Source organism: Streptomyces lasiicapitis (assembly GCF_014646335.1).
Lineage (GTDB): Bacteria > Actinomycetota > Actinomycetes > Streptomycetales > Streptomycetaceae > Streptomyces > Streptomyces lasiicapitis.
This window is the reverse complement of sequence record NZ_BMNG01000007.1, coordinates 123,072-145,018: the sequence shown is the minus strand read 5'-3', so window position 1 is coordinate 145,018 and position 21,947 is coordinate 123,072. Positions and strand designations below refer to the sequence as shown.

The following is a 21,947-nucleotide window of genomic DNA, read 5'->3' as shown; positions in this document are numbered from 1 at the left end:
CATGCGATGAGCAATGAGCGTGAGACAGGGCAGGGCGCTGCCTGGAACCGGCGGGCCTTTCTGAGGACCTCCGCCGTGGGCGCGGGCGTCATCGGAATGGGCCAGGCCCCGGTCGCGGCGGCAGCCGACGCACGCCACGGAGCAGGCGCCGGCGAAGACGGCGGGAGCGAGGGCGTGCTGCGCGTCGAGCGCACCACCGTCGAGTACGCCGAGTCGCCGCTCGGCACCGACGTCGCGAAGCCGAGGCTGAGTTGGGAGCTGTCGGCCGCGGGCAAGGGGGCGCGGCAGAGCGCGTACCAGGTCAGAGTGTCGAGCGACGCGGGCGGGCCGGGGGCGCGCACGGTGTGGGACTCCGGCAAGGTCGGCTCGGCGCGGACCGTCGGCGTGCCGTACGGCGGGCCCGCGCTGGAGCCGCGCACCCGTTATCACTGGCAGGTGCGGGCCTGGGACACCGAGGGGCAGCCCTCCGCCTGGAGCACCTCCCGCTGGTGGGAGACCGCGCTCAGGGACGAAGACTGGCGGGGGCACTGGATCGGCGCGGACGCCCCGCCCCAGCCGCCCGGCTTCGGCGGCGCCTCCTGGATCTGGTCGCCCGGCGCCACACCGGACGACGCCCCGGAGGGAACCATCTGGTTCCGTGGCGTCCTCGAACTGCCCGACGGCGCCGAGGTGTCCGCCGCCAAGGTGGTGGCCACCGCCGACGACGACTTCACGCTCCACCTGAACGGCGAGCAGGCGCTGCACGCCCCCGAGCGGACCGACGGCTGGCGCACCGGCCACCTGGTCGACGTGACCGAGAAGGTCCGCGACGCCGGGGGCCGCGTGGTGCTCGCCGCCCGAGCCACCAACCGCGGCGGCGCCTCCCTCAACCCCGGCGGCCTACTGATTCGTTTCATAGTGGAGTACGAGGGTGACACCCGTGAACTGGTCACCGGACAGTCGGGGTGGCGCTGCGCCGACGCCGAGCACGACGGCTGGCAGCGGCCCGACTTCGACGACAGCGCCTGGCCGGCGGCGAAGGTGCTCGCGCCGTACGGCGAAGGACCCTGGGGCAACGGCGTGCAGGTACCCGTGGCCGAGCGGCCCGCGCCGCTGCTGCGGCGCGAGTTCACCGTCGACAAGCCCGTCCGCCGCGCCCGGCTGTACGTCAGCGGCCTTGCCTACTACGAAGCCGAGATCAACGGCCGCCGCATCGGCCGCCAGGTCCTCGACCCCGGCTTCACCGACTACGACGAGACCGTCCTGTACGCCGTCCACGACGTGACCGACCAGATCGGACGCGGCGCCAACGCCATCGGCGTCACCCTCGGCCGCGGCTTCTACGGCATGACGACACCCAACGTATGGAACTGGCACAAGCCCCCGTGGCACGGCGAGCCACGATTGCTTGGCCAGTTGGAGATCGACCACCCCGACGGCTCCCGCACCACCGTCGCCACCGACGGCTCCTGGCGCATGACCGAGGGCCCGACCCGCTCCAACTCCCTCTACGCGGGCGAGACGTACGATGCCCGCGAGCACCCCGCCCGCTGGAGCGAGCCCGGCTTCGACGACGGTGACTGGCAGCGGCCGAAGCGGCAGGACGCGCCCAAGGGAGCCCTGCGCGTGCAGGCGCACGAGGCGATCCAAGTCACCGACACGGTACGGCCGGTGGCCGTGAAGGCGCACGGCGACGACTGGATCGTCGACATGGGGCGCACCATGGCGGGCTGGACCCGGCTGAGAGTACGGGCCGCCGCGGGCACGACCATCCGTCTCGCGCACGGCGAGAGGCTCAAGGACGACGGCAGCGTGAACGTCGAGACCGGCCATGTGCCCGGCCGCTTCCAGACCGACGAGTACATCTGCGCGGGCGGCCCGTCGGAGGAGGTGTGGGAGCCGAAGTTCGCGTACAAGGGCTTCAGGTACGTACAGATCAGCGGGCTGCCGCGGAAGCCGGTGCCGGACGAGGTGCTCGGCCGGCTCGTGCACAATCCGGTCGCCGACACGGGGAGCTTCCGCTGCTCCGAGCCGTTCTACGAGCGGCTCGAGACCGCCATGCGCCGCACCGTCCTGAACAATCTGCACGGCATCCCCACCGACACCCCGATGTACGAGAAGAACGGCTGGACCGGCGACGCCCAGCTCGGCGGGCCCGTGATGATGTACGCCTTCGGCATGCACCGGTTCCTCGGCAAGTGGCTGGGCGACCTGCGCGACAGCCAGAACGGGGAGGGCCAGCTGCCCGTGATCGTGCCCAGCGGCGGCTGGGGCTACCGGGAGCTGGCGCCGTCTCCCGAGTGGACCACGGTCTATCCGTTCCTGGTGCGCGAGATGTACCGGGTCTACGGCGACGAACGCGTCGTACACGACCATCTGCCCACTCTCGCCCGCTACTTGGACTGGGAACTCGCCCGGCTCGAGGACGGCCTCGCGGTCACGGCGCTCGGCGACTGGCTGCCGCCCGGCCACCCCGGCGGCATCCCGCCCGAGGACACCCGGCTCACCGCCACCGCCTATCTGCACCGGGCACTCACCGACACCGCCGAGATGGCGGCGCTCGTCGGCGACGACGCCGTCCGCAAGCGATACCTGACCGCCGCCGACAGCCTGAAGAAGGCCTTCAACGACACCTTCCTCGGCCCCGAAGGCCACTACCGCACGGCCAAGGACCCCGACTACCGGCAGACCAGCAACTGCATTCCGCTTGCCTTCGGCCTCGTACCGCCCGGCGCCCGCGCCACCGTCACCGCCTCCCTGCTCGCCGACATCGCCGAGCGCGGCAACCACCTCAACACCGGCGCCCTCGGCACCAGCGTCCTCCTGCGCGCCCTCAGCGCGGCAGGCCACCCCGACGTGGCGCACGCCATCGCCACCCAGCGCACCTACCCGAGCTGGGGTTACTGGTTCGACCACGGCGCCGACACCATGTGGGAGATGTGGGAGCTCGGCTCACGCTCCCGCGACCACTACTTCCTCGGCACGGTCGTGCAGTGGCTGTACGAGAACGTGGCGGGGCTGCGCCCCGGCGACGCGGGCTACCGGACCTTCACCGTGCGGCCCGACGCACGCGACGGCGTCGACTGGGCGCGCACGGAACTGCGTACGGTGCGGGGCCCGGCCGCCGTGTCCTGGTCACGCGTCGACAAGGCCGTGCGGCTCACGGTGCGGGTGCCGGTGGGCTCGACGGCCGAGGTCCATGTGCCTGCCGCCGCACGGGACCGGGCGCAGGCGCCTCGGGGCGTCGAATTCGTGCGCGTCGAGCCGGGGTTCGTGGTGTTCCGGGCGCCGCACGGCGAGTGGGACTTCCGGGGGCGGCCCTGAGGAGCCGAGGCTTCAGCGCGTCCCGAGGCTGGAGTGCCGCACCACCAGCTCAGGGCTGAGCACGATGGTGCTGTGCTGGTGGTCCGAGCCGTCGGGCTGCGCCGCGATCTCCTCGAGGAGGAGGTCGGCGGCCATCCGGCCCATGGTGACGGCGGGCTGGCGTACGGAGGTGAGCGGGATGGCCGCCGCCGCGGCGAACTCGATGTCGTCGTAGCCGACGATCGCCAGATCCTCGGGGACACGCACCCCGGCGGCGAACATGGCCTGGAGCACGCCGAGCGCGAGCAGGTCGTTGGCGCAGAAGACGGCGGTGGGCCGGTCCGCGAGGCCGAGCAGGCGCGCCCCGGCGTCGCGTCCCGCGGCGACGTCGAGGCGCTCGGTGGGCAGTTCGCGCAGCGCGTCACGCGTCAGGCCGACCTCGGTGAGCGCGTGGTGGGCGCCGGTGCGGCGGTCGGTCACCTGCTGGAGTCCGGGCGGGCCGCTGACGTACGCGATCGAGCGGTGCCCGGCGTCGAGCAGATGACGTACGGCCAACGCGCCCCCGGTCACGTCGTCGACGGAGACGGAGCACTCGGAGGCGCCCTCGGCCACCCGGTCCACCAGGACGAACGGGATGCGGTGCCGACGGAACATCTCCACGGTGCGGCCGGTCGCGTCGGCCGGGGTGAGCAGGACGCCGCGCACCCGCTGCTCGGCGAAGAGCGAGAGGTAGTCGGCCTCTTCGGCCGGGTCCTGTTCGCTGTCGCAGAGCATGACGCCGAGCCCCGCTGCCCGCGTCACGCGCTGCGCGCCCCGCGCGATGTCCACGAAGAAGGGGTTGCCCATGTCGAGGACGAGCAGGCCGACCATGCGGCTGTGTCCCACTCGTAGCTGGCGGGCGGACTCGCTGCGCACATAGCCGAGCCGGTCGATCTCTGCCTGGACGCGGGCACGGGTGCGGGGCGAGACGGAGTCGGGCCGGTTGAGCACGTTGGACACCGTGCCCACGGAGACTCCGGCGGCGTGCGCGATGTCCTTGATACCCACGAGCGGGGCCATCGGGCCTTGACCTCCAGTGATGCGTGAATCGACGCGATTGATGCAAGGCTAAGCCCCGGTCTGCGGCACCTCGCACGTGCGGGCGGGGGCGCCTCAAGATCTCAGAAGTCGAACCGGTCGATGTTCTTCCTGTCGAAGACCGTGGGCTTGCCGAGGTTGATCACGCCGTTCTCGCCGACGGTGAAGGAGCCCATGGCACCGGCCTTGAAGGTCTCGCCCGCCTTGCCGGTGATCTGCCCGGACTTCAGGGCGACGGCCGTGCGGGCGGCGAGCTCGCCGAGTTTGGCGGGGTCCCACAGCTCGAAGGCGTCGACGGTGCCGTTCTTGACGTACTTGCGCATGTCGTTGGGGGTGCCGAGGCCGGTGAGGGCGACCTTGCCCTTGTACTTGGAGCCGGAGAGGTACTGGGCGGCCGCCTTGATGCCGACCGTCGTGGGGGAGATGATGCCGGCCAGCTTCGGGTGCTCCTGGAGTAGTCCTTGCGTCTGCTGGAAGGACGCCTGCGCGTCGTCGTTGCCGTACGCGACCTTCACCAGCTTCATGTCCTTGTACTCGGGGTCCTTGAGCTCGTCCTTCATGAAGTCGATCCAGGTGTTCTGGTTGGTCGCGGTCTGCGCGGCCGACAGGATCGCTATGTCCCCCTTGTAGTCGAGCTGTTTGGCGAGCAGTTGCACCTGGGTGCGGCCGAGGTCCTCGGCGCTCGCCTGGGAGACGAAGGCGTTGCGGCACTCGGGCTTGGTGTCGGAGTCGTACGTGACGACGTTGATGCCGTTCTTCATGGCCTGCTTGAGGGCCGTGCACAGGGCGCCGGGGTCCTGCGCGGAGACGGCCATGGCGTCGACCTGCTGCTGGGTGAGCGTGTTGACGTACGAGACCTGACCGCTGGTGTCGGTGGCGGAGTTGGAGCCGGTCTCCTTGTACGTCGAGCCGAGCTCCTTGAGGGCCTTCTCGCCGCCCTTGTCGGCGGTGGTGAAGTACGGGTTGTTGACCTGCTTGGGCAGGAACGCGACGGTCAGGTCCTTCTTGGTCGCCGCGTTCGGGTCGGCCTTGCCCGCGGCGGCTCCGGAGCCGTCGGAGCCGCTGTCCTTGGCGGTGTCGTCCTTCGTGGTGCCGCCGCAGGCGGTCGCGCCCAGGGCGAGGGTGGTGGCGGCCGCGACGGCACAGCAGGCACGGTGGAGCGTGGCTCGGGACATGAGGGGTTCCCTTCGGGCGGTGGCGTACGGGGGAGTGGGGGTGTGGAGATCCGGGCCGGTAGTGGTCAGCCCGCGCCGGAAGCCGGTGGCGAGTCGCCGGGCACAGCGACGGCGGGCGGACGGCCGGCGGCCCGGCGCCCCGCCCGTGCCTGGGCGACCTGGCGCGCCACCCGCGGGCCGAGCACCGACAGGACGAGCAGTACTCCGGTGACGACGATCTGGGACTGCGCGGAGACGTCGAGCAGGCTCATCACGTTCTGCAGGGTGCCGAGCAGGAACACCCCCGCGACGGCGCCGCCGAGGGTGCCCTTGCCGCCGTCGAAGTCGATGCCGCCGAGCAACACGGCCGCGACGACCGACAGTTCGAGGCCGGTGGCGTTGTCGTAGCGCGCGCTGGCGTAGTGCAGGGCCCAGAAGACGCCGGTCAGCGAGGCCATGAACCCGGTCGCGACGAAGAGCCACAGCTTGTGCCGCCTGACGCGGATACCGGCGAAGCGCGCCGCCTCCTCGTTCGCGCCCACCGCGAACAGGGACCGGCCGAAAGGCGTGGCGTGCAGGGCGACGAACGCGAAGGCGAGCAGGAGCAGGAAGGGCGGCAGGGCGTAGGGGACGAAGGTGTCGCCGACGCGTCCGGACGCGAAGTCCAGGTACTGCGTGGGGAAGTCGGTCACCGCGTCCGAGCCGAGCACGATCTGCGCGACACCTCGGTACGCGGCCAGAGTGCCGATGGTGACGGCGAGCGAGGGCAGGCCGAGGCGCGTCACCAGGAGCCCGTTGACGAGCCCGCACACCACGCCGAGCAGCAGACACAGCGGGATGATCGTCTCGATGGCCATGCCCGCGTTCCACAGGGCTCCCATGACCGCGCCGGACAGACCGGCCGTCGACGCCACGGACAGGTCGATCTCACCGGCCACGACCAGGAGCGTCATCGGCAGCGCGATCAGCGCGATCGGCAGGGTGTTGCCGATCAGGAACGACAGGTTGAGACCGTTGCCGAACCCGTCGACGAAGCCGAAGGACAGCAGCAGGACGACGAGGAGCAGGACCCCGACCACCGTGTCCCAGCGCACGGCACGCGCGAGCGGAAAGCCGGTGGCCTCGGGCCCGGCGGCCCCGGTGGACCCCGGCCCCGCGAACCCAGGGGAATCAGGCACGACGGCCACTCCTTCCGTTCGACGACGACACGGCCCGCTTCCGCAGCGCCCGAGCCACCCGCAGCGCGACAACCCGGTCGACCGCGATGGCGAGCACGAGCAGGAACCCGTTGATGGCCATGACCCACACCGAACTGACGCCGAGCGCGGGCAGCACGCTGTTGATGGAGGTCAGCAGGAGCGCGCCGAGCGCCGCGCCGTAGACGCTGCCGGAGCCGCCGGTGAAGACCACGCCGCCGACGACCACGGCGCTGACGACGGTGAGTTCGTAGCCGTTGCCCGTCGCGGAGTCGACATTGCCGAAGCGGGCGAGATACAGCGCGCCCGCGAGACCGGTGAGCGCGCCGCACACGGTGTACGCGGTCAGGATGCGGCGGCGCAGCGGAATGCCGGCCAGGCGCGCGGCCTCGGGGTTGGAGCCGAGCGCGTACAGCTCACGGCCGCCGCCGAGGTGCTTGAGACAGAACGCGGTCGCGACCAGCACGGCGAGGGCGATCAGCGCCAGATACGGGACGGCGAAGACGCCGCCCGAGCCGAAGTCGACGAAGCCGCCCGGCAGATCGGCCGCGGTGATCTGGCGCGAGCCCACCCAGATCGAGTCGACGCCGCGGATGATGTACAGCGTGCCCAGCGTGACGACGAGGGCGGGCACCTGACCCAGGCTGACCAGCGCGCCGTTGAGCAGCCCGCAGCCGATGCCGAGGGCGACGGCCAGCAGCACGGCGACCACGCTGCTGCCGCCGCCCTGGAGATACGTACCGGCGGCGAAGGCGCTGATGCCGAGCGTCGAGCCGACCGACAGGTCGACGTTGCGGGTGATGACGACCAGCGCCTGACCGGTGGCGACGAGCACCAGGATGGTCGCGTTGAGGAGCAGGTCCTTGATGCCCTGCTCGGACAGGAACTCGCTGTTGCCCGCCTGCGTGATCGCGATCATCGCCAGGAAGACGACCAGGATGGCGAGTTCGCGCATCTTGAACACCCGGTCCACGAGGCGCGCACCGTTGGACGACGGCACCTCAGTGGCGGGTGTGGGCGTGGGAGTGGTCACCGTCATGCGGCCCTCCCGGTGGCTGCGGCCATCACGGCTTCCTCGGTGGCTTCGGCGCGGGGGATCTCGGCGGCGATCCGGCCCTCGTGCATGACGAGCACGCGGTCGGCCATGCCGAGGATCTCGGGCAGGTCGGAGGAGATCATCACGATGGCGACGCCGTCGGCGGCCAACTCGCCGAGCAGCCGGTGCACTTCGGCCTTCGTGCCCACGTCGATGCCGCGGGTCGGCTCGTCCACGATGAGCACCTTGGGCCCGGTGGCGAGCCATTTGGCGAGGACGACCTTCTGCTGGTTGCCGCCCGACAGGGTCGAGACGGCATCCGCGATGCGCGCGTGCTTCACCCGCAGCCGGACGGCCCAGTCGACGGAGCGGCGCCGCTCGGCGGCACGATCCATCAGCCCGGCCCGAACCGTCGTACGCAGCCCGGTCAGCGCGATGTTGCGCTCGATGGACATGCCCATCACCAGGCCCTGGGCGCGCCGGTCCTCGGGCACCAGGGCGAGTCCGGCGGCCATGGCCACGGACGGCGCGCCGTTGACCAGCCGCCGCCCGTCCAGGTCGACCTCGCCGCCGTCCCACCGGTCGACACCGAAGACGGCCCGCGCGACCTCGGTGCGCCCGGCGCCCACAAGACCCGCCAGGCCGACGATCTCACCCCGCCGCACCTCGAAGGACACGTCGGTGAAGACGCCCTCACGCGTCAACCGCCGCACGGAAAGGGCGACTTCGCCGGGAACGACGTCCTGCTTGGGGTACAGCTCGTCGAGATCGCGGCCGACCATCCTGCGTACGAGATCGTCCTCCGTCATGCCGTCCACCGGCTCGCTCGCGATCCAGGCGCCGTCGCGCAGGGTGGTGACCCGCTGCGCGATCGCGAAGATCTCCTCCAGGCGGTGGGAGATGAACAGGACCGCGGCGCCCTGTTCGCGCAGCGTCCGCACCACCGCGAAGAGCCGGGCCACTTCGCTGCCGGTGAGCGCGGCGGTGGGTTCGTCCATGATCAGGACGCGGGCGTCGAAGGACAGCGCCTTGGCGATCTCGACGATCTGCTGGTCGGCGATCGACAGGCCGCGGGCCGGACGCTCCGGGTCGAGCGCCACGCCGAGGCGCGCCATCAGCGCGGCCGTCGCCGTGAGCATGGCCCGATGGTCGAGCAGTCCGAGCGCGCGCCGCGGCTGGCGGCCCATGAAGATGTTCTCGGCGATGGAGAGGTCCGGGAAGAGCGTGGGTTCCTGGTAGATCACGGCGATGCCCGCGTCCCGGGCGTCGGCCGGGCCGTGGAAGGCGGCCGCCGCCCCGTCGAGCAGCACCCGGCCGGCATCTGGCCGGTGCACGCCCGCCAGGATCTTGATGAGCGTGGACTTGCCCGCGCCGTTCTCCCCGGCGAGGGCGTGCACCTCACCGGGGAGCAGCTCAAGCGACACGCCTCGCAGGGCGCGCACCGCACCGAAGGACTTGGACACGCCGTCGAGGGCCAGGACAGGAGTCGGGCCCGAGTCGGTCGCGTGGGTCATGGGGGCTCCTCGACGACACGGCTGCGGAACGGCCATGTCGTGAAAGCTGTTGTGAAAGGTTTCAGTTCAGTGGCTGGGACGTTAGACAGGGCGACGTTTTCGCGTCAATGGGTGCGCACCGAAGCGTTACGCATGGGCAACTCACTCGCAGAGCAGGGTCTGTTGGCGGCTGCTCCGCGCCCTCTTGACGCTCTGCGGTCGGACTTCTAGGTTCACCATGAATCGTTTCACGATCACCGTCGTGGCACCTTGTGTGCCACTGCGCCAGGGAGTCCCGTTCCCCCAGGAGTACGTAGTGACAGATCACGCCGCAGTGAAGGCCGCACTCACACGCCAGGCCATCGAGACCCCGTCCTGGGCCTACGGCAACTCGGGCACCCGCTTCAAGGTGTTCGCCCAGCCCGGCGTCCCACGCACGACCCGCGAGAAGCTGGACGACGCCGCCACCGTGCACCAACTGACGGGCGCGGCACCGACGGTGGCGCTGCACATCCCCTGGGACAAGGTCGACGACTACACCGCGCTGGCGAAGTACGCGGAGGAGCGCGGCCTGCGCCTGGGCGCCATCAACGCGAACGTCTTCCAGGACGACGACTACAAGCTCGGCTCCGTCACCAATCCGGACCCCGGCGTACGCCGCAAGGCCCTCGCGCACCTCCTGGACTGCGTCGACATCATGGACGCCACGGGCTCGCGCGACCTGAAGCTGTGGTTCTCCGACGGCACCAACTACCCGGGCCAGGACGACATCCGGGCCCGCCAGGACCGCCTCGCCGAAGCCCTGCACGCCGTGTACGACCGGCTCGGCGACGACCAGCGGATGGTCCTGGAGTACAAGCTCTTCGAGCCGGCCTTCTACACGACGGACGTCCCGGACTGGGGCACCTCGTACGCGCACTGCCTCAAGCTCGGCGACAAGGCGCGGGTCTGCGTGGACACCGGCCACCACGCGCCGGGCACCAACATCGAGTTCATCGTGGCGTTCCTGCTGCGCGAGAACAGGCTCGGCGCCTTCGACTTCAACTCCCGCTTCTACGCCGACGACGACCTGATGGTCGGCGCCGCCGACCCCTTTCAGCTCTTCCGGATCATGTACGAGGTACGGCGCGGCGGCGGCTTCGACGACGGCTCGGACATCGCGTTCATGCTGGACCAGTGCCACAACATCGAGGCCAAGATCCCCGCGATCATCCGCTCGGTGATGAACGTGCAGGAGGCGACGGCCAAGGCGCTGCTCGTCGACCGGGACGCCTTGGCGGCGGCCCAGCGCTCCGGCGACGTTCTGGAGGCCAACGCCGTGCTGATGGACGCGTACAACACCGATGTCCGACCGCTGCTCGCCGAGGTGCGCGAGGAGCAGGGCATCGCGCCGGACCCCGTCGCGGCCTACCGGGCCTCGGGCCGGCAGGAGAGGATCGTCGCCGAGCGGGTGGGTGGGGAGCAGGCGGGCTGGGGCGCCTGATCACTTCCTCCTCCGCACCCGTACGTCACTCTCCGAAGGACTGGATCCGCCATGGCACCCCACTCCGAGGCAGCCGCCCTGCTCGCCCGCTCGCACCGGCTCGGCGCCGACCCCCGCAACACCAACTACGCCGGCGGCAACACCTCCGCCAAGGGCACCGCGACCGACCCCGTCACCGGCGGCGAGGTCGCGCTGATGTGGGTCAAGGGCTCCGGCGGCGACCTCGGCACCCTCACCGAACCGGGCCTCGCCGTGCTGCGCCTGGACCGGCTACGGGCGCTGACGGAGGTGTACCCGGGGGTGGAGCGCGAGGACGAGATGGTCGCCGCGTTCGACTACTGCCTGCACGGCAAGGGCGGCGCCACCCCGTCCATCGACACGGCCATGCACGGCCTGGTGGACGCGGCGCACGTCGACCATCTGCACCCCGACTCCGGCATCGCCCTGGCCTGCGCCGCCGACGGCGAGAAGCTCACCGCCGAGTGCTTCGGCGAGAAGGTGGTGTGGGTGCCGTGGCGGCGGCCCGGATTCCAGCTCGGCCTGGACATCGCGGCGGTCAAGGCCGCCCACCCGCGGGCGATCGGCTGCGTCCTCGGCGGGCACGGCATCACCGCCTGGGGCGACAGCGCCGAGGAGTGCGAGGCGAACTCGCTGTTCGTCATCCGCACCGCCGAGACCTTCCTCGCCGAACGCGGCAAGGCACAGCCCTTCGGGGCGCCACTTCAGGGGTACGAGGCCCTGCCCGAGGCCGAGCGCCGGTCACGGGCCGCCGAACTCGCCCTGCTCATCAGGGGGTTGGCGTCCCAGGACCACCCGCAAGTCGGCCACTTCGACGACTCCGACACCGTCCTGGACTTCCTGTCGCACACCGAGCACCCCCGGCTCGCCGCCCTCGGCACCTCCTGCCCCGACCACTTCCTGCGCACCAAGATCCGCCCCCTCGTCCTCGACCTGCCACCGACCGCCGAACTCGACGCGGTCGCCGCCCGGTTGAGGGAACTCCACGCCGACTACCGCGACGCGTACACGGCGTACTACCGCCGACACGCCACCGAACACTCACCCGCGATGCGCGGCGCCGACCCGGCGATCGTGCTCGTGCCCGGCGTCGGCATGTTCAGCTACGGCAAGGACAAGCAGACCGCGCGCGTGGCAGGCGAGTTCTACCTCAACGCCATCAACGTGATGCGCGGCGCCGAGGCGGTCTCCGCGTACGCGCCCATCGAGGAGGCGGAGAAGTTCCGCATCGAGTACTGGGACCTGGAGGAGGCCAAGCTGCGGCGCATGCCCGCGCCCAAGCCCCTGGCCACCCGGGTCGCGCTCGTCACCGGGGCGGGCAGCGGCATCGGCAAGGCGATCGCGCACCGGCTCGTGGCGGAGGGCGCGTGCGTGGTCGTCGCCGACATCGACACCGACAACGCGGTTGCTGTGGCGGGGGAGTTGGGCGGCCCGGACAAGGCGGTGGCGGTCAGCGTCGACGTCACCTCCGAGGAGCAGATCGCGCAGGCTTTCGCGGCCGCCGCGCTCGCCTTCGGCGGCGTGGACCTCGTCGTCAACAACGCGGGCATCTCCGTCTCCAAGCCGCTCCTGGAGACGACCGCGCAGGACTGGGACCGCCAGCACGCCATCATGGCGCGCGGCTCCTTCCTCGTCTCCCGCGAGGCCGCCCGCGTCATGCGGGCGCAGGGCCTGGGCGGCGACATCGTCTACATCACCTCGAAGAACTCCGTCTTCGCAGGACCGAACAACATCGCCTACTCCGCCACCAAGGCCGACCAGGCCCACCAAGTGCGCCTGCTGGCCGCCGAGTTGGGTGAGCACGGCATCCGCGTCAACGGCATCAACCCGGACGGCGTGGTGCGCGGCTCGGGCATCTTCGCGGGCGGCTGGGGCGCGCGGCGCGCGGCGACGTACGGCATCGAGGAGGACGAGCTCGGCGAGTTCTACGCCCAGCGGACGCTGCTCAAGCGCGAGGTGCTGCCCCAGCACGTCGCCGCGGCCGTGTTCGCGCTGACCGGCGGGGACCTCACGCACACGACCGGCCTGCACATTCCCGTGGACGCGGGTGTCGCCGCGGCGTTCCTGCGATGAGGTCTCGTACGAGCCGTACGGAGCAGGCGGGCGCGTTCGCCGCCGTCGACCTGGGTGCGTCCAGCGGCCGCGTCATGGTCGGCCGCGTCGGTCCCGACACCCTCGACCTGACCGAGGCGCACCGCTTCCCCAACCGTCCGGTCCGCCTCGCGGAGGGGCTGCGCTGGGACGTACTCGGTCTGTACGCGGGCATCCTGGACGGCCTGCGTGCGGCGGGCCGCGTGGACTCGATCGGCATCGACAGCTGGGGCGTCGACTACGGCCTGCTCGACGCCGACGGGCGGCTGCTGGGCAACCCGGTCCACTACCGAGACGCACGCACCGAAGGCATGGCGCGCAAGGCGTGGGGGAGGGTGCCCGCGGAGCGGCTGTACGCCGAGACCGGCATCCAGGACTCACCCATCAACACTCTGTACCAACTCCTGGCCGCCGAAGGTACGGCCCAACTCGCCGCAGCCACACGCCTGTTGCTCATCCCCGACCTGTTCACGTACTGGCTGACCGGCGAGCAGGGCACCGAGCTCACCAACGCCTCCACCACCCAGCTGATCGACCCGCGCACCGGCACCTGGGCGCACTCGGCGGCCGACGCCCTGGGCATCGACCTCTCGCTTTTCGCCCCCCTCCGCCACCCCGGTGACCCTGCGGGCCGACTGCTCGCCCACGTGGTGGAGCACACCGGCCACGAGGCGCCGGTCACGACAGTCGGCTCGCACGACACGGCGTCCGCGGTGGCGGCCGTCCCCGCGGGCGCGGGCGAGCGCTTCGCGTACATCTGCACCGGAACCTGGTCCCTCGCCGGGCTCGAACTCGACGCGCCGGTGATGACCGAGCCGGGCCGAGCCGCGAACTTCACCAACGAACTAGGCATCGACGGCACCGTGCGCTACCTCCGCAACATCATGGGCCTGTGGCTGCTCCAGGAGTGCATGCGCGACTGGAGCGAGCCGGACGTCGTCCCGCTGCTCCGGGAGGCGGCCGCGGCCCCCGGTCCGCGGTCGGTCGTGGACGCCTCCGATCCCGCGTTCCTGGCGCCGGGGCGCATGCCGGAGCGGATCGCCGAGGCCTGCCGGACCACCGGCCAGCCGGTCCCCACCACCCACGGCGCGATCACCCGCTGCATCCTCGACTCCCTCGCCCTCGCCCACCGCCGCGCCATCACCAGTGCCCAGAGCCTCGCCGACCACCCCGTCGACGTCGTGCACGTGGTCGGCGGCGGCGCGCGCAACCGCCTCCTGTGCCAACTGACCGCGGACGCCTGCGGGGTACCCGTCGTCGCAGGCCCGGCGGAGGCCGCCGCACTCGGCAACGTCCTGGTGCAGGCCCGCGCCCACGGCCGCGTCACGGACCGGGCCGCGATGCGCGAACTCCTCGTACGTACGCAGCCCTTGGAGCGCTACGAGCCGTCTGCCGACCGAGGCGTCTGGGAGGCGGCGGACGCTCGCGTGCCCCGGCGGTGAGGCCCGGTGCCGCGCCTGACGGACATGCCACCGCTGGACGGTCACGACGCGCGGGATCGCGCCGAGCAAGCGAGAGTGGAACCCGCCGGCGATCCGCGCAGGTCACAGCGCACATACAGAAGGAACACCCATGGACGACGCCACTCTCAACAACGGCCTGGAGATGCCGCTCCTCGGCTTCGGCGTGTACCAGATCCCGCCGGAGCAGACCGAGCAGGCCGTGACCGAGGCGCTCGCGGCCGGTTACCGGCTGCTGGACACGGCAGCCGCGTACGGCAATGAGGAGGCCGTGGGCCGTGCCATCAAGAGCAGCGGCGTCCCGCGCGAGGACCTGTTCGTCACCACGAAGCTGTGGATCCAGGACGCGCCCGCCGAGGAGAACACCGAACGTGCCTTCGAAACGTCGCTGGCCAAGCTCGGCCTGGACTACCTCGACCTGTACCTGATGCACCAGCCGTACGGCGATGTGTACGGGCAGTGGCGCGCCATGGAGCGGTTGTACGGCGAGGGTCGCGCCAAGGCGATCGGCGTCGCCAATTTCTACCCCGACCGCCTGGTCGACCTGATCCTCAACAACGACGTCACGCCCGCGGTCAACCAGATCGAGACCCACCCGTTCTTCCAGCGCACCGCCGACCAGGCGCTCATGCGCGAACACGGGGTCCAGATCCAGTCGTGGGGCGGATTCGCGGAAGGCAGGAACGACCTCTTCACGAACCCGCTCCTGAGCGGGATCGGCGAGGCGCACGGCAAGTCCGTGGCGCAGGTGGTGCTGCGCTGGCTGACCCAGCGCCATGTCGTGGCGATCCCGAAGTCGGTCCGCGCCGAGCGCATGGCGGAGAACATCGACGTCTTCGACTTCGAGCTCACCGGCGACCAGATGGCCGCCATCGCCACCCTGGACACCGGGACCTCCCTGTTCTTCGACCACCGCGACCCGGAAGCCGCCCGCTTGCTGGGCACGCGGCGCCTGGACGTCTGAAATTCCCTACCGCGGTGGCCGGAAAGGGCGGAGACTCCTCCCATGGCTGACATGGGGTCCTTCCGGGAAGCGGTCACCGCGTGGGCGGCCGGTGGCCCCGGCGAGCCCGCGCGTGAGCTGGCCGCGCTGCTGCCCGTCCGGACGGCCGTCCTGCTCGAAGGGCCGAGCGACGCCGCGGCGGTCAACGCGCTTGCCGCGAGCCGTGGCCGGGACCTGGAGGCCGAAGGGGTCTGCGTCCTGTCGATGGGCGGTGCGATGAGCATCGCGCGCTACGCCCAGCTCCTCGGGCCGCCCGGCCTGGGCCTGCGTCTCACGGGGCTGTGCGACGAGGGGGAGCGTGGCTTCTACGCGCGCGGCCTGGAGCGGGCCGACGCGGCACAGCAGGAGTTCTTCGTCTGCGCGGCGGATCTGGAGGACGAGCTCATCCGGGCGCTCGGCGTGACACGGGTGGAGGAACTGGTCCAGGCGGAGGGCGACCTGCGCGCCCTGCAGACCTTCGTGAGCCAGCCCGCGCAGCGGGACCGCAGCCCCGAGCAGCGATTGCGCCGCTTCCTCGGCACGAAGAAGGGCCGCAAGATCCGCTACGGCCACGTCCTCGTCGAGGCCCTCGCCCCGGACCGCGTCCCAGCACCGCTCGACGGCCTGCTCGCCGCCGTCTGACGTCTGACTGCCGCCGCACCGCGGGCGCACGCTACGCCCGGCGTTCGATGACCTTCGCGTGCAGCAGGTTTCCGACGAGCTCGATACGGAGCCGGGGCTTCGCAGCGGAGTTCTTGGGGCGGAGCTTGACCTTGGCGTAGATGACGTTGAGGCCGTCGGTGTCGATCACTATGTCCGGCGAGCCGACGAATACCAGCTTGCCGTGCACCATGTCCGTCTCGATCCGCAGGACGTCCGAGGTGATCACCGCGTGGGTGAAGTCGAGGGTGATGCGGCACTCCGACGTGCGAAGCTCGATGCGCTCGGGCACCGACCAGCGGCCCTCGCGCACATATTTGCCGCCGTGCTGCTTGACCACGAGAACGTCTCTGCCCTTGGCCGCGGGCGCGACCGGCAGGTCCGCGGTCAGCTCGGCCAGCTCGCCGAGCGTCCGGGCCGAGAGCGCGATCTCCAGCCGCGTGTCGAGTTCCTCGGCGTCGAGCCGACCGTCACCGGCGGCGACCCGCAGCGCGTCCACGGCACGGTCGCGATCCTCGTGCGATGCCCGCAGGTCGGGCAGATCTTTCGGCATGGCAGCCACGGTAGTGGCACTGTGCCGGGGCCACCAGGGACGTCGAGGACGATCGGTTGCGGGGTCTGGCCGCTGCCCCGCACGACCTGGCCGTGGACGACGCCGTCTCATGGCGTCTGCGCCCGCAGTCGCGCGCTGTGCCTGCCGTGCGGGAATCCCCGGATGGGATTGATCACGGACTCCGAGCCGATCACTCTCCGCCCGGCGACCTCTGAACTGCGGCCTGTGATCGAGCAGTTGGCGCAGCTGTATCGTCACGACATGTCGGAGTTCCTGGGTCACCTCCCGGCGGCCGACGGGAGGTTCGGGTTCGGCAGCCTGCCACGGTTCTTCGACGAGCCGGTGCGGCAGGCCATGCTGATCCAGCACGGTACGACGCCGGGCGGCTTCATCCTGACGCGTCTCATGCCGGAGGGCGAGGCTTCGATCTGTGTCCCCGCTGGCCCAGGCGAACCTGCCGGACGACCACTGGATCTTCCCCGACGTGACCGCGCGGGGCGGGCCGCCGGGCAGCCGAGTGTCCTCCGCGCTCCCGCCTCAACCGCAGACTGGAGCAGGCCCAAGGTGATCCGCCCGCTCCTACGGCACCAGGAACTCCCGTAGGTCCACGACTCCGTAACCCCTCGCTGCGATCGCGTCGAGGAGCCGGGGCAGGGCCTGGGCGTCGAGGACGATGCCGTCCGCGGCGCTGCTGCCCACATGCATCTGGATGATCGCGCCCGGCGCGAGGGCGGCGACGGCTCGCTCGATCACCCGCTGCACCGTCATGCCGCGGCCCGGTCCGAGGTAGCCGTTGGTGTCGACGGTGAACTCGATGGCCGCGTAGCCGAGGGCGTTGACGTCGGCGACCGAATCGGTCGTGGTGGAGCTGTAGGGGAAGCGGAAGAAGGGCAGGGGGTCGGTACCGGCTGCGGTTCGGATTGCCGCGTCGGCGCGGCGTACTTCTCGGCCCCGTTCCCTGGTGCTCAGGTCGTCGAAGTACGGGTGAGTGTGGGAGTGGTTGCCCAGGCCGTGTTCGGCGCCCATGGCGCGTACCGCCGCGGGGCGGGCCTCGGCGAAGCCGCCGGTCGGGAAGAACGTCGCCGGGTGGCCTCGGCGTCGTAGCTCGGTCAGGACGGCAGCGACACCGCGCTCGTTCCACGCCGCGTTGAAGGTGAGCGCGACCACCTGGCGCGAGGTGGGCAGGCGGCGGATCTCGCGCCCCAGGAGGGATGCGGGCGGCCGGGGCCCCGCCGCCGAAGCCCGTCGCGCGGCTGAGGCGGGCCCTGCCGTCGAAGCCCGTCCCGCCGCCGAGGAGGGCCCTGCGGCCGAGGCCTGCCCTACTGCTGAAGCCCACCCCGCCGCGCTCGGCGCCAGCCCCGCGCCCAACAGCCCCGCCAGGACGGCCCGTCGTGTCGAGTTCATACCTCGTGAGTCTGCGTGGACGCGTTCCTCCGCGCTCACATCCCGTGCCGCGCAGCCGGGTGATGCTCGCCCGGTTGCGCGGCGACGCGACCGTCCCCCGAGGCCGCGGCGCTACCTTCGTCGCCGGAATGCAACCGTGCCGGTCTCTTCGTCGTCTTGGCGGTATGCCGACTTTGCCGCCCCGGCCGCCAGCTCACCGCCCAGCGCGCACGCTTGACAGCCGCCGGGCGGCCCGGACACCCTCGCTGCCCGCCGGTGTCGAGGGTTTCATGGTCATCTCCGAGACGTCGGCCCGTCGAGCCCGGGATCGACGGACCGTACTGACCTTCGAGCACCGCGTGACCAGCAAAACCCACCCCGGCCGCTCCTATAACATGATCGAACCTTCAACGCTCGCCCTGACCATGCTGAACACTCGGATCGCCCGTCCTTCACTAGAAGACCATGCCATCTAGCGCGAAGAGTGGGCTTTATAGTCAACACCTAACAAATCGGCCAAACAATTGATACCTATAGCATCGCGATTGTTCTCGCGAATCAACAGCAAAGCAGTGCTCGCCGCGTGGCGCCGGCCCCGGGCGATTCTGTGGACCACGGCTGCCGTCGTGGCCCTCGGATTCCTCGTCGCCCTTGAGATCGCCGCGCGTCGCTACGACGTGCCGGGGCCGATCACCCATCAGTGGCAAGAGGTGATTTTCGCCCCCGCGTCGGGCCCGCTGCTGTACGCCGGTATGGCGTTGATGATGGTGGTCCTCACCTGGCGGGAGCGATTCATCGCACTCGGTGCCGCCGTCGCCATCGACATCCCCTTCTTCCTGGGGCGGTTGGCGGTCGACTCCAAGATGACGTTCGGCAATGGCGCGCTGTGGGTCATGCTGGGCTGTGCGGTCATCGCTGTCACGCGCCGGACCGGCCGCGAACGCGTCCTGCTGCTGAAGGGTGTCGGCCTCGGCCTGCTCCTGGTGACCGGCCGCAAGACCGGCGACGCCTGGCTGCTGATCACGTCGAAGACCCGCCCGAAGGTGCTCGACCCGTATCTGGCGACGGCCGATCACGCGCTGGGCAACCCGTCGTGGCTGGTGGGCCGGGTCGTCGAGGCCACCGGCTCGATCGGCTCGCACGCTCTCGACTTCGTGTACGTACAGCTCGCGGTCGCCGCGGTCGCCGTCTCGATGTACCAGCTGCGCAACGTGGCGAGCGAGCGCCGGTTCCCGCGCCACCACCTGGTGCGCACCTTCCTGGTCGTCGGGCTGCTCGGGCCGGGCATCTACATGATCTTCCCGGTGGTCGGGCCGATCTTCGCGTACGGCGCCGACGGCGGGCAGTGGGCGGTGGCCAACATGTGGCCGGACGCGACGGTGCCGGTGCCGCTCAACGGCCCGCAGGCGATCCCCTTCGACGAGATCACCCCACGCAACTGCATGCCCAGCCTGCACACCGCATGGGCCACCGTGATCTTCATTCACTCCCGTAAGGGCCCGCGACTTCTGCAATACGCGGGTACGTTCTGGCTGATCGCCACGCTCGGCGCGACGCTGGGATTCGGCTACCACTACGGCGTGGATATCGTCGCCGGCGTGGTGTTCGCGTTCACGATCGAGGCGGGAATGCGCACATTCGACCGTGGCTGGGACAGGTCGGGAGTTCGGCTGGTCGCTTACGGCACGACGGTTTTCGCCGCATTCCTGTTGTCGTACCGCTATCTGCCGATGGAAATGGCGAAATATCCGTGGCTGTTCGGACCGCTACTCATTCTGGCGATGGCCTCGGTGGTGTACGGCTACCTGCGGACCACCAAGATGTGGGACGCGGTGACCGTACCGGCACAGGATGCGGGACCGGGTCCCGGAGCGAAGTCGGGACCGGAGCCGAAGCTCGAATTGGTCTGAGTCCTCGTCGCCTCGAGGGTGAATCCGGGGTGGACGGCGTTGACGCGGACGTCGGGGCGTGATCCAGCGCCGACGTCCGCACCGAGTCCCCCCGGCGCAGTCGTCTGCCGGCGGGTCAGGGCCTGTTCAGGTACGTGAGGACGGCGAGGACGCGGCGGTTGCTGCTGTCGTCGTCGGTGATGCCGAGCTTGCCGAACAGGGAAGTGGTGTATTTGCTGATGGCGCTCTCGCTGAGGAAGAGCCGCTTGCTGATGGCCTGGTTGGACAGGCCCTCCGCCATGAGGCCGAGCACGGAGTGTTCGCGTTCGGTGAGCTGGTCGAGCCGCCGGTTCGAGGGCGCGCCGGCGAGCAGTTTGGCGATGACGGCCGGGTCCATGGCGGTTCCGCCGTCCGCGACGCGTTCCAGGGCGTCGATGAACTGGTCGGCGTCGAACACACTCTCCTTGAGGAAGTAGCCGATGCCGCCCGCGCCGTCGGCCAGCAGTTCGCGGGCGTAGAGCTGCTCGACGTACTGGGAGAGGATCAGGACCGGAAGACCGGGCAGTTCGCGGCGGGCGGTAAGGGCGGCGCGCAGCCCCTCGTCCGACTGAGTGGGCGGCATCCGTACGTCGACGACGGCCACGTCCGGCCGCCACGTCAGCAGCGCCCCCAGCGTCTCCGGGCCCGTGGTCGCCGTGGCCACCACCTGGTGTCCGTACGCCTCGATGAGGCGGACCATGCCGTCGCGCAGCAGGTAGAGGTCTTCGGCTACGACGATTCGCATGGCACCGTCATTCTCACCAGGGTGGGTCCGCCCGCCGGGCTGCTGACGTCCAGGGTGCCACCGAAGGCCGCGAGGCGGCGGCGCAGTCCGTCGATGCCCCCTCCGGAGCGCGCCTCGGCTCCGCCCCGGCCGTCGTCCTCGACCACGGCGACGAGGTCGGCGGCCGTGCCCTCCCGGGCGAGGGAGACGTGCGCGCGGGTCGCGTGGGCGTGCTTGACAGCGTTGGTGATCAGTTCGGCGACCCCGAAGTACACGGCGGACTCGATCGGCGGGTCCAGGTGGAGAAGGACGTCGGCGCTGACGGTCACCTCGAGCGGGGTGTCCAGGGCGAGTGCGCGGACGGCGTCGACGAGCCCGCGGTCGTTCAGCACCGGCGGGTTGATTCCCCGCACCAGTTCGCGCAGTTCGGCCAGGGACGTGGCGGCGCCGATCCGTGCCTCCCGCATCAGCGACCTGGCCTGGTCGGGGTCGGTCTCCATCAGTTTCTCCGCGGTCGCGAGGGACAGCCCGAGCACGACCAGGCGGGCCTGCGCCCCGTCGTGCAGGTCCCGTTCGATGCGGCGGATCTCGGCGGCCTGCGCGATCGTCGCGTCCGCGCGCTGCGCGGTCAGCTCGTCGACGCGGTCCGCGAGGGCCATCGCGGACGACGGGCGCAGGAAGCGGACGGCCAGCGGTTCGACCGGCCGCCAGGCGTACGGCGCCACGGCGACGGCCACGACCGGGGCGAGCGCGCCGCCGATGCGGGCGCCGAGCCCCGGCTGACCGAGCCCGACGACCGCCGCGGCCACCCCGGCGGCGGGGACAGCTGCGACGACCCCGGCGGTGAACGGCACGATCCCCACGAACCGCAGGTCGCGCCAGTTGGCGGGATCGCTCAAGCGGACCCGCCACTTCTGGTCCATGAGGGCGTCGCGGCGCGTGCGTTCATAGCTGAAGCCGTTCCACCAGTACCCGGTGGACATCCGCGTCACCGGCCCCGCCCGCCGGTAACCGGCGGGGACGACCGTGGCCGTCCACTTCGCGACGAGGAAGCGGACCGTCCGGCAGACCGGGCGGGACAGGGCCAACGTGCCCACGCACCCCAGCACGAACGGCGCCACCCACGACCACGGATTGCCCGCCCCCCACCAGATTCCCCACGCCACGGCGACCGCCCACACGCCGGGAACCAGCAGGCCGACGACCGCCACGACGCACGCCCGCACGAACCCCTCACCGACGCGCGCCACCCACGTACCCAGCAGTCGCATGACATGTCCTCCGCCTTCGTTCGGAGACTCCACTGTGCACCGCGAGCAGCCCGCATCCGCCCCGGTCGGCCCAGGAGTGGGTCTGGCCCCACCCACCCGTGCGCCCAGCCACCCACGCCCGCCGCACACCGCGGCCCTCGCCGCCTCTCACCCGCT

General features: G+C 71.0%; 16 protein-coding genes. 7 read left to right on the top strand and 9 right to left on the bottom strand.

Annotation, left to right across the window (positions count from 1 at the left end):
• Nucleotides 1-6: 6 nt before the first annotated feature.
• Nucleotides 7-3,303: a family 78 glycoside hydrolase catalytic domain gene (locus tag IEY91_RS17020; protein ID WP_189174616.1), complete on the top strand. Its 3,297-nt coding sequence runs from the start codon at nt 7-9 to the stop codon at nt 3,301-3,303.
• 12 nt (nt 3,304-3,315) lie between these two features.
• Here IEY91_RS17020 and IEY91_RS17015 read toward each other — a convergent pair whose 3' ends face one another.
• The 5 genes from IEY91_RS17015 to IEY91_RS16995 all read right to left on the bottom strand — a co-directional run bounded on the left by IEY91_RS17015 (nt 3,316) and on the right by IEY91_RS16995 (nt 9,259).
• Entirely contained in the window at nt 3,316-4,341 is a 1,026-nt protein-coding gene (locus IEY91_RS17015; protein ID WP_189174615.1) for a LacI family DNA-binding transcriptional regulator, read from the bottom strand.
• Nucleotides 4,342-4,442: 101 nt separating this feature from the next.
• The gene (rhaS, locus tag IEY91_RS17010) at nt 4,443-5,534 is read right to left on the bottom strand and encodes a rhamnose ABC transporter substrate-binding protein (RefSeq protein WP_189174614.1); all 1,092 of its coding nucleotides are present in this window, start codon (nt 5,532-5,534) and stop codon (nt 4,443-4,445) included.
• A 65-nt stretch (nt 5,535-5,599) separates the two neighbouring features.
• Nucleotides 5,600-6,607: an ABC transporter permease gene (locus IEY91_RS17005; RefSeq protein WP_189174823.1), complete on the bottom strand. Its 1,008-nt coding sequence runs from the start codon at nt 6,605-6,607 to the stop codon at nt 5,600-5,602.
• A 76-nt stretch (nt 6,608-6,683) separates the two neighbouring features.
• The gene (locus IEY91_RS17000; protein ID WP_189174613.1) at nt 6,684-7,748 is read right to left on the bottom strand and encodes an ABC transporter permease; all 1,065 of its coding nucleotides are present in this window, start codon (nt 7,746-7,748) and stop codon (nt 6,684-6,686) included.
• A complete protein-coding gene (locus IEY91_RS16995) occupies nt 7,745-9,259 on the bottom strand; it encodes a sugar ABC transporter ATP-binding protein (RefSeq protein ID WP_189174612.1) in 1,515 nt (504 codons plus the stop codon). Before IEY91_RS16995 ends, IEY91_RS17000 begins: the two co-directional genes overlap by 4 nt.
• A 295-nt stretch (nt 9,260-9,554) precedes the next feature.
• Here IEY91_RS16995 and rhaI point away from each other — a divergent pair, with 295 nt between their 5' ends.
• The 5 genes from rhaI (at nt 9,555) to IEY91_RS16970 (ending at nt 15,914) form a co-directional block, all read left to right on the top strand.
• Nucleotides 9,555-10,721 carry an L-rhamnose isomerase gene (gene rhaI, locus IEY91_RS16990; RefSeq protein WP_189174611.1) on the top strand — a complete coding sequence of 389 codons (1,167 nt, stop codon included), beginning with the start codon at nt 9,555-9,557 and terminating at the stop codon, nt 10,719-10,721.
• A gap of 51 nt (nt 10,722-10,772) precedes the next feature.
• Entirely contained in the window at nt 10,773-12,812 is a 2,040-nt protein-coding gene (locus IEY91_RS16985) for a bifunctional aldolase/short-chain dehydrogenase (protein ID WP_189174610.1), read from the top strand.
• On the top strand, nt 12,809-14,272 hold the full coding sequence (locus tag IEY91_RS16980; RefSeq protein WP_229697024.1) for a rhamnulokinase: 1,464 nt from the start codon (nt 12,809-12,811) through the stop codon (nt 14,270-14,272). Before IEY91_RS16985 ends, IEY91_RS16980 begins: the two co-directional genes overlap by 4 nt.
• A 130-nt stretch (nt 14,273-14,402) precedes the next feature.
• The gene (locus IEY91_RS16975; RefSeq protein ID WP_189174609.1) at nt 14,403-15,254 is read left to right on the top strand and encodes an aldo/keto reductase; all 852 of its coding nucleotides are present in this window, start codon (nt 14,403-14,405) and stop codon (nt 15,252-15,254) included.
• 42 nt (nt 15,255-15,296) lie between these two features.
• A complete protein-coding gene (locus tag IEY91_RS16970; RefSeq protein ID WP_189174608.1) occupies nt 15,297-15,914 on the top strand; it encodes a TOPRIM nucleotidyl transferase/hydrolase domain-containing protein in 618 nt (205 codons plus the stop codon).
• A gap of 31 nt (nt 15,915-15,945) precedes the next feature.
• Here the strand turns inward: IEY91_RS16970 and IEY91_RS16965 are convergent, their stop codons facing one another.
• Nucleotides 15,946-16,485, bottom strand: coding sequence for a DUF1707 SHOCT-like domain-containing protein (locus tag IEY91_RS16965; RefSeq protein WP_189174607.1), 540 nt, complete (start codon nt 16,483-16,485; stop codon nt 15,946-15,948).
• Between the two features lie 579 nt (nt 16,486-17,064).
• Nucleotides 17,065-17,889, bottom strand: coding sequence for a polysaccharide deacetylase family protein (locus IEY91_RS16960; protein WP_189174606.1), 825 nt, complete (start codon nt 17,887-17,889; stop codon nt 17,065-17,067).
• A 524-nt stretch (nt 17,890-18,413) separates the two neighbouring features.
• On the opposite strand from IEY91_RS16960, the gene IEY91_RS16955 reads away from it, so the two are divergent.
• Nucleotides 18,414-19,778, top strand: coding sequence for a phosphatase PAP2 family protein (locus tag IEY91_RS16955; protein WP_229697023.1), 1,365 nt, complete (start codon nt 18,414-18,416; stop codon nt 19,776-19,778).
• Between the two features lie 115 nt (nt 19,779-19,893).
• Here the strand turns inward: IEY91_RS16955 and IEY91_RS16950 are convergent, their stop codons facing one another.
• Both IEY91_RS16950 and IEY91_RS16945 read right to left on the bottom strand, forming a co-directional pair.
• Nucleotides 19,894-20,541 (bottom strand): response regulator transcription factor, encoded by a 648-nt coding sequence (locus tag IEY91_RS16950; RefSeq protein ID WP_164327787.1) that lies wholly within the window; start codon nt 20,539-20,541, stop codon nt 19,894-19,896.
• Entirely contained in the window at nt 20,526-21,791 is a 1,266-nt protein-coding gene (locus IEY91_RS16945; RefSeq protein WP_189174605.1) for a sensor histidine kinase, read from the bottom strand. Before IEY91_RS16945 ends, IEY91_RS16950 begins: the two co-directional genes overlap by 16 nt.
• Between the last annotated feature and the right edge of the window lie 156 nt (nt 21,792-21,947).